Here is an 8,419-nt window from a genome sequence, read left to right as displayed (position 1 = left end):
GGCAATGGGACTGCCACGGTGGTCTTTTCACACGACCGCAACGCTGGTGTGCTGGTGATGAACAATGTCGCACCTCCTTCCGCGGGAACCGTCTACCAAATGTGGTTGCTGGGCGCCAACGGCCCAACGTCAGCAGGGACGATGAGCACGGCCGCGGTAGCACCATCGACGACGGCGACGCTCGCAAACCTCGGATCATCGACAGCCCTGGCGTTCACCATCGAACCGGGCACCGGGTCGCCGCAGCCGACCGGAACCATCCTCGCCGAGTTACCGCTGAGCTGATCGGCTCCCCGACCGGGCGTGCCCGATGAGACAGCCCGGCCACGGTCGGGCTGTCTTTCGTTGTGGTAGTACCAATCCACGACTGGCTTGGCGCCGAATGACATTTGTGTTGACCATTGCTCTGATCGGCTACGTCGGAGGCCTACTCACAGGCGTATCGCCATGTATCATTCCCGTGCTACCCGTTATTTTCTTCGCGGGTGCTCAGAGCGCCGGCAATGACAGTGCCGCACAGCAGGTTTCCGGCGGCGGCGTGGATGTCGCGGTCGAGCCGAAGCGCAGGAACGCCATCCGTCCCTACCTGGTGATCTGCGGTCTAGTGCTTAGCTTCACCCTGGTCACTCTCGCGGGCTCGGCATTGTTGTCGCTGTTGCATCTACCGCAGGATGTCATTCGCTGGATCGCGCTGGTCGCATTGATTGCGATCGGGCTCGGCCTGATATTCCCGAGTGTCCAGCATCTCTTGGAACGGCCATTCGCCCGGATCCCGCAACGCGCCCTTGGTGTTCGGGGTGGCGACTTCGGTCTCGGCCTGACACTCGGCGTGCTCTACGTCCCTTGCGCTGGGCCAGTTCTCGCTGCCATCGTGGTGGCCGGCGCCACGGCACCGCTGGGCTTGCGCACAATAGTGCTGACGAGCGCTTTCGCGCTCGGCACCGCCTTGCCGCTGCTGATCTTCGCGTTGGCGGGTCGCGGGGTGGCCCACAGGGTAGGAGCCTTCCAACGCAGACAGCGCCGGATCCGAATCGCGGCGGGGATCGTGATGATCCTGCTCGCGCTGGCTTTGGTGTTCAATCTGTCCGCGATATTGCAGCGGGCCGTTCCGGACTACACCAGCCGGCTGCAAGACAGGCTGGCCACCGACCATGGGATCCGGGAGAAACTGAATCTTGGTGGCATCGTCAACGAGCAGAATGCGCAGCTGTCCAACTGCGGCAACGGAGTCCCCGGGCTCGAAAAGTGCGGTGCAGCACCCGATCTCAAGGGCATCGTCGGCTGGCTGAACACGCCCGGCGACCGGCCGCTCAGGCTTGAGTCCTTACGCGGCAAGGTCGTACTGATCGATTTTTGGGCGTACTCGTGCATCAACTGCCAACGGGCCATCCAACACGTCGTCAGCTGGCATAACGCGTACAAGGACGACGGATTCGAGGTCATCGGCGTACACACTCCGGAGTACGCGTTCGAAAAAGTGCCGGGCAACGTCGCGAAAGGCGCCACCGAGCTCGGCATCGACTACCCGATCGCGCTCGACAACGGCTATTCCACCTGGACGAACTATCGAAATCGCTACTGGCCCGCTGAGTATCTGATCGACGCCGACGGGCAGGTACGTCACATCAATTTCGGCGAAGGCGACTACAACGTCACTGAGCACTTGATCAGGCAGTTGATGATGAGCGCCCACCCCGGGCTTACGCTGCCACCACCAGTGGACGCGAGCAGCTCGACCGCGGAGGAACAGACCACCCCCGAGACCTACTTCGGCGTTGGCAAGGTCGTCAATTACGGCGGTGACGGGCAATACGACGAGGGCACAGCCACATTCGACTACCCGCGCACGCTTGCCCCCGACCACTTCGCCCTCCGTGGTCCGTGGTCGCTCGACTACCAAGGCGCGACCGCCGAAAGCAATCAGTCCAGCATCAAGCTGAACTACCACGCCAGCAACGTCTACATCGTCGTCGGCGGAACCGGATCCCTCAGCGTCACACGTGACGGACGATCCGTCACGGTTCCAATCAGCGGGCCGCCGACGTCACGCCAGCTCGTATCCGGCGATCACTCGCGATCGGGGACGCTCGAGGTACACCCCACCCAAGGGGTGCAGGTGTACTCGTTCACGTATGGCTGATTGCAGCGATGGTCATCCAATCCAAAAGCGTTCGGGCTCCGAATTACCGACGTCGAGCAATAACTCGGCGGCGAAAATCCGCTGCCGACAACAAGGAAGGCAAACGCGATGAAAGCACACAAAACATCGGTTGCGGCGAAAGGTCTCGCGGCAGCCGCCGTGCTCGGTCTGGGTGTGGCGACCGCGCCAACCGCCGCTGCGGCCGATTTGGTGGGGCCGGGGTGCGGCGACTACGCGGCCGCAAACCCCAGCGGTCCCGCATCGGTGCAAGGAATGTCGCAGGTTCCGGTGGCGGTGGCGGCGTCCAACAACCCGATGCTGACAACTCTCACCTCGGCGTTGTCAGGCAAGCTGAATCCGAACGTCAACCTGGTCGACACGTTGAACAACGGTCAGTACACAGTCTTCGCACCGACCGACGCGGCATTCAACAAGCTGCCGCCGCAGACGATCGACCAGCTGAAGACCGATTCGAACATGCTGAAGAGCATCCTGACCTATCACGTGGTGCAGGGCCAGCTGAGTCCGGCGAGGGTCATTGGCTCTCACAAAACCATGCAGGGCGCGAATGTGAACGTGACAGGCCAGGGAAATAGCCTCACGGTCAACAATGCGGGAGTGGTGTGCGGTGGCGTTCCCACCGCTAACGCCACTGTCTACATGATCGACACGGTCATGATGCCGCCGGCGTAGCGGATGTTGGCGCTGCGGGGACGCCATCATCTCGGCGACTACACGATCGTCAACTAGGCGATCGTGTAGTCGCTGAGCGGGAAGGACCGGCTGTCTCGCAAGGAGTTGAGCGTCGAGGTCGGCCGCAGCAGCGATGCTTCACCGCTGGGATTGAAGTAGTACGAACGCGACGTGGCGCAGTTGCCGGAGTAAAACACCGAATTGTCCAGCAGCTTCGTCATCCGCTCCATGAACCGGTCGTTGGCCTCTTCGGTCACCTCGAACGTCGTCGCACCGCGGCGTTTGACCTCACTTAGCAGCCGATCTATATGCCGCATCTGGTATTCGATGGTGTGGAAGAAGGACAATCCAGAGAAGGCGAACGGGCTTGCCAGGCCCAGATAGTTCGGGAAGTAGGGCATGGAGACGCCCTGGTAGGCCTGGAACCTGGTCTCTCGCCACCACTTACCCAGGTTGCGTCCTTTTCGGCCGACCACCTCGATGGCCGGGAAGTTGGCCTCCCACAGGTCGAATCCCGTCGCGAGCACCAAGGTGTCGATGACGGTCTTACGCCCATCGGCGGTGACGATGCCGTCCGCCTCGATCCGCTCAATCGTGTTCGTCTCGAGGTGCACGTGCGGTTTTGTGAAAGCGCGGTAGAAGCTGTTGGAAAACGTCGGCCGCTTGCAGCCGAGGTCGTAGTCCGGCGTCAGTTTGCCGCGCAGTTCCTTGTCCCGGATCCACCGGAATCGGGACATCTTGGCCAGGTCGGAAGCGGAAATGTTCCCCCGCCCCCGCGACTCCCGAAAATGGAGCGCCATGAAGACCATGATGAGCTCGAGGATGACGTCGCTCACCCACCGCACAAGCCGCTGCGTCACGGGCAAGCGCGCGAACAGGCGACGCAGCGTCGGGGAGATCGGGAAATCGAACTTCGGAATCACGTGAGTCGCGGTGCGCTGGTACACGGTCAGGTCCGCAGCCTCTTTGGCCAACTCCGGGATGACCTGCACCGCAGAGGCTCCCGTGCCGATTACCCCGATTCGGCGCCCTTCATAGCGGTAGTCGTGGTCCCAGGCCGTGGTGTGGACAATCTTGCCCTCGAAGCCGGCGATGCCCGGGATATCCGGAACGCGCGGCTGGGACAGGAACCCCGTTGCGGTGATCAGGAACCGCGCGGTCAGGCTTTCGCCGTCGGCCAGCGCGACCCGCCACACCGCGGCGTCTTCGTCCCACTGGGCACCCTCAACGGTCGTGTTGAACCGCATACAGCGTCGCACGTCGTACTTGTCGGCGATGTCCGCGGCGTACTGTTTGACCTCCGCGCCCGGCGCAAACAGCCGTGACCAGTCTGGTTTGGGCTCAAACCAGTACGAATACGTGGTGGACGGGATGTCGACAGCAACGCCGGGGTAATGGTTGACGTGCCAGGTACCGCCGAGATCGTCTTCGCGATCGAGAATGACGAAATTGTCAAACCCGAGGCGTTTGAGCTGGATCGCGGCGCCGATGCCGCCGAAACCCGCACCGACGATGATCGCGTCAAAACGGTCCGTGTTCACAGCCGTACTCCTGCTTACGCGTCCGAATAATAAACTTTTCTTAAGATACAAAAATCTAATAGCTTTTGCACGTCGACACTTCCGAGTTTTGCCAGCATGTGACCTTGCTGACACCCCCGCCGTAACCTGGCAACTGCCCGAACAAACTGCGCGTCAACTGCCATTTTCGTTTGCGAATGGCATATGAAACACCGTTACCTGCATGACCGCAGCGATTAAATCGATTGCTTGAATGGAGCCGTCGGCCAAATCGCGGTGATCGAGCTAACTGATGCACTTCGCTACCGCACGGAACGCGCCGGCACGTCGAAGCAATTTGCATGAGTCAAATCTTGTGTTCCTACCCGGCTGGCCTCAGCGAACGACACCAGCCGACGGATTAAGGTGTCTCCATACGTGATCCGATGGCGCGACACCTGCGTCAGTCCGGTGATAGCCAACCCGCCGTTCATCGCCGTCGGCCGGTATACAGGAAACCATCACGAAGCTTTGCGGAACTAACAGTTTGGGAGGGGCCTGCATGGGCACTGGGTCTGACGTCTTCGGACGTCTCGTCACTCGTTCTTTTGTTCCTGCTGTCGTTGCAGCATCGGGGCTCGGCGCTTCGGTCCTCGGCGGCTTCGCCATCCCTATTGCGTCCGCCGACTGTCCCGACGTGCAGGTGGTGTTTGCTCGCGGCACCGGCGAAGCTCCGGGCGTAGGCCCGACCGGTCAGGCCTTCGTCGACGCATTGCACCAGCGCGTCGGTGGTAGGTCGTTCGACGTCTATCCGGTCAACTATCCGGCCACCGAACAGTGGCAGACCGGCATCGACGGCGTCCGAGACGCGGGCGCACACGTGGTCTCGATGGCACACGACTGTCCCAAGACCCAGATGGTGCTTGGGGGATACTCCCAGGGCGCGGCCGTGATGGGCTTCGTCACCTCGGCCGCCGTCCCGGACGGCATCGACCCGAACACCGTCCCCAAGCCGCTGTCCCCCGACGTCGCCAACCACGTCTCCTCCGTCGTGCTCTTCGGCATGCCCAACGTCCGGGCGATGAACTTCCTCGGCGAGCCGCCAGTCGTCATCGGCCCGATGTATGACGCCAAAACCGTCAAGGTCTGCGCCATCGATGACCCGGTTTGCTCCGACGGCCTCAACTTCGCCGCGCACGACACCTACGCCGACGACGGCACGGTGATTGACAAAGGCGTGGCGTTCGCTTCCAGCCACCTCGGGCTGGGCGGCCCGCCCGGGCCCGCTCCGGTCGCGGCGCCGGCACCCGGAGGGTTTGGGAACTGAGCTAGCTGTTCAGGTACACGACGATGCCTTGAGTGACCGCGGCGGCGTACTTCGCGCGCCCGTCGGAGCTCTCCATCCGCGCGGCCTCGTCGGCGTTTTTCATGTTGCCGAGTTCGACGAGGATCGCGGGGTACTGCGCCAGGTTCAGCCCGGCCAGATCGCTGCGAGCGTAGAGGCCACCCGAACCGACGTAGTTCGCCGGTTGAAAGCCGTTCTGTACCAGAGTGTCCCGCATGATGCGTGCCAACTCGACGGAGGGCCCGGATTGCGAGTCGTTGAGCGGCGGGCTGGAGTAGTTCACGTGAAATCCGGTGCCTGACGGCGGCCCACCGTCAGCGTGAATGCTGACGATCGCGTCGGGGTGCATCGCATTGGCCGCCGCCGCGCGTGCATCGACACAGGGGCCGACACCGGCGTCGCTGTCCCGTGACAGCTGGGTGTGCACCCCCATTTGGTTGAGCGAGCCGCTGATAAGCCCAACGACCGCCCACGTGAACGCGTGCTCGGTATAGCCGCCATTGGTAGCGGTGCCCGACGTTTGGCACTCCTTGGTGCCGCCCCGACCATTGGGGACTTGCTGATTGATCGACGCGTCGTTCACGGCGTTGTGGCCCGGATCGAGGAAGACGGACTTTCCCGCAACACCGGCGGACGCACGTGGGGCGCCCAACACTGCTCCGGCACCGAGTATCGCCGGCGCGACACCGGCATACCTCAGCACATCGCGTCGTGAAACCGATCGCATCGGAATTGGGCGACCATTCACCGCGCGATGGTAACAACCGGCCCTGCTACGCCTCGTCGACGGCAGACATCAGGGCATAGACGACGCTCTTCAGAAAGGTGACCGGCACGCTGTAGCCACAGTTCACCATTCGCAGCCTGCCCTCGTAGGTGGTGATCCCGGTGACGTGCTCGCCGTCGGTCTGGCTTTGGGTTACCGGCCCCCAGATTGCGGTCGGCCGCAACGGCCCGGCACCACACAGGTTCTGCACGCCAAGGTTGGTGGCGAGCATGTCGAACGGACACACGCGGCCAAATAGCTCCTCGGCGTGGCCGACTTCGGAGTCGATCGGCATCGCCAGCTGCACGGCCAGCGAAGCTGCGCGGATTCCGCGCGCCGAGCGAGCGACCTCGAGGTGCGCGGTCGTCGCGCGCGCCTGGTCCCAGAACGCCGTTCCGTCCCACGGAGACAATCCCGTCCACGTCGACTGGATGTAGAGCGCGCAGTCTTCGGGGGACCCGACCAGGGCGCGGAAGTTGATCGGATTGAGCACCCGCACAAAGTCTTCGCCACGGTCGGCCGCGCGCACTCGGCACATCGCGACCACCAACGCCGCATGTACCGTGGTCCGTTCCGCACGGCACCGCTGCGCCAATCTTGCGGTGTCGACTTCCGTCATGGCCATGGTGTGCACGTTGGTCAAGCCGCCGTCAAAGGGCCGCAAAACACTGGGTGTGCGCATCCTGGGGTCGTTCGGCAACTCGGAGGGATCCAATGGCTCCACCCTCGGCAAGGCGTGAGCGAGCATCTCTTCCTGGGATTGCGGCACAGGCAGATTCGGCAAGGTCGCGCCGTTGAGCGCGGCGAGCAAGTCGTTGAGGACCAGCACGGAGGAGATGCCGTCGGCGATGGTGTGGTCGAAGACCAGCAATAGCGCACTGCTCGTTGGCCTCTGCAGCAACGACGCGCGCATCAGCGGCGCACGGGATCGGTCGAACGTTCGGCTGAGCTCGTCGGCCGCGAGCGCCTCCCACGAGGTCGCCGTGTCTCGGTGGACGGTCAGGTCGATCGGCGCAACGGCAGCCGCGCGATAGAAACCAAGCCGAATGCCGGGGCGGTCCTCAACATGCGCTGACAACAAGGGATGTCGGTTTTGAATGGCGGCCAGCGCCGGCTTCAACCGGTTAGCGGTGAGCACCTCGTCGAACTCGGCCACCAGCGCGAAGTGGGCCGGATTGCGTTCGCTGTAACGGTAGAAGAGTCGTTCGGCGGCATCGACGGTGCGAATTAATTGGGCGGGCGAGGTCTCTTCGAGCACCATGACAATGCAGACGAAACCCGTGCGTGTTTGGTTCACGAGGCGGGTTACCGTACTAAATAGTATGGTACCGTCCGGGGCATGTCCGTGCTCGAAAGCAGCCCCCCGCACGGGATCACCGACGAATTCGTCGCACGGCTTTCCGAGCGCGCGCAGGAGGCCGAGCGGCTGCGCCGACTGCCCCAGGCGACGGTCGCCGAATTCCGGCAGATGGAGCTGTTCCGCCTATTGCTACCGGCCCGGTTCGGCGGCATCCAGGCATCGTTTCCCGAACTGCTGCAACCGATTCGGCGGATGGCCCACGGATGCGCATCGAGCGCGTGGACGTTGGGGTTTTACGCGCTGCACAACTGGATGCTCTCGCTGTTCGACCCACGATTGCAGGAGGAGGTATTCGCCTCGGGGCCCGTACTGGCGCCGGCTCCCCTGGCCCCCACCGGCCGCGGTGTTCCGGCCGACGGCGGTGTCCGGCTAACGGGCCGGTGGTCGTGGGCGACAGGTGCGATGGACGCCGATTGGGTGGTCGTCGGCGCGCTCGTGGAGCGGCAGGACGGCATCGAACCCGCGCTCGTGGTGGTACCGGCCGCCAACGTTGAGGTCGCTGACACGTGGCAGACCGCAGGCATGCGGGGCACCGGTTCGCACGATGTCATCGTCACCGACGTCTTCGTCCCGGAGCATCGGATGGTCGCGGTGGCCGACATCTATGCGGGAACGG

At 63.3% G+C, this 8,419-nt stretch carries 8 protein-coding genes; 5 read left to right on the top strand and 3 right to left on the bottom strand.

From position 1 onward, the window contains the following. The 3 genes from JOZ00_RS03895 to JOZ00_RS03885 all read left to right on the top strand — a co-directional run. On the top strand, positions 1 to 285 hold a 285-nt coding region (locus tag JOZ00_RS03895; protein WP_293339883.1), incomplete at its 5' end, for an anti-sigma factor. Between the two features lie 106 nt (positions 286 to 391). Further along, positions 392 to 2,140 (top strand): cytochrome c biogenesis protein DipZ, encoded by a 1,749-nt coding sequence (locus JOZ00_RS03890; protein WP_293339888.1) that lies wholly within the window; start codon positions 392 to 394, stop codon positions 2,138 to 2,140. 108 nt (positions 2,141 to 2,248) lie between these two features. Then, the gene (locus JOZ00_RS03885) at positions 2,249 to 2,833 is read left to right on the top strand and encodes a fasciclin domain-containing protein (protein ID WP_293339880.1); all 585 of its coding nucleotides are present in this window, start codon (positions 2,249 to 2,251) and stop codon (positions 2,831 to 2,833) included. A 53-nt stretch (positions 2,834 to 2,886) separates the two neighbouring features. Here the strand turns inward: JOZ00_RS03885 and JOZ00_RS03880 are convergent, their stop codons facing one another. After that, complete coding sequence (locus JOZ00_RS03880) at positions 2,887 to 4,374, bottom strand: NAD(P)/FAD-dependent oxidoreductase (RefSeq protein WP_293339877.1); 1,488 nt, start codon at positions 4,372 to 4,374, stop codon at positions 2,887 to 2,889. Positions 4,375 to 4,894: 520 nt separating this feature from the next. Here JOZ00_RS03880 and JOZ00_RS03875 point away from each other — a divergent pair. Further along, a complete protein-coding gene (locus tag JOZ00_RS03875) occupies positions 4,895 to 5,659 on the top strand; it encodes a cutinase family protein (RefSeq protein ID WP_293339874.1) in 765 nt (254 codons plus the stop codon). Between the two features lies 1 nt (position 5,660). Here the strand turns inward: JOZ00_RS03875 and JOZ00_RS03870 are convergent, their stop codons facing one another. Continuing rightward, on the bottom strand, positions 5,661 to 6,404 hold the full coding sequence (locus tag JOZ00_RS03870; protein ID WP_293339886.1) for an Rv3717 family N-acetylmuramoyl-L-alanine amidase: 744 nt from the start codon (positions 6,402 to 6,404) through the stop codon (positions 5,661 to 5,663). Positions 6,405 to 6,450: 46 nt separating this feature from the next. Then, entirely contained in the window at positions 6,451 to 7,740 is a 1,290-nt protein-coding gene (locus tag JOZ00_RS03865) for a condensation domain-containing protein (RefSeq protein ID WP_293339871.1), read from the bottom strand. 42 nt (positions 7,741 to 7,782) lie between these two features. Between JOZ00_RS03865 and JOZ00_RS03860 the strand changes: the two genes are divergently transcribed. Beyond that, positions 7,783 to 8,419, top strand: a 637-nt coding sequence (locus tag JOZ00_RS03860) for an acyl-CoA dehydrogenase family protein (RefSeq protein ID WP_366022249.1), incomplete at its 3' end; no start/stop codon positions are given.

Origin of the sequence: Mycobacterium sp., assembly GCF_019243155.1 — a bacterium.
Lineage (GTDB): Bacteria > Actinomycetota > Actinomycetes > Mycobacteriales > Mycobacteriaceae > Mycobacterium.
The sequence above is the reverse complement of the archived record's forward strand: the minus strand, read 5'-3'. Positions and strand labels throughout refer to the sequence as shown.

Coding starts and splice junctions, on each gene's coding strand:
- JOZ00_RS03870 (WP_293339886.1), bottom strand. CDS start 6,404: ATGCGATCGGTTTCACGACGCGATGTGCTGAGGTATGCCGGTGTCGCG.
- JOZ00_RS03875 (WP_293339874.1), top strand. CDS start 4,895: ATGGGCACTGGGTCTGACGTCTTCGGACGTCTCGTCACTCGTTCTTTT.
- JOZ00_RS03885 (WP_293339880.1), top strand. CDS start 2,249: ATGAAAGCACACAAAACATCGGTTGCGGCGAAAGGTCTCGCGGCAGCC.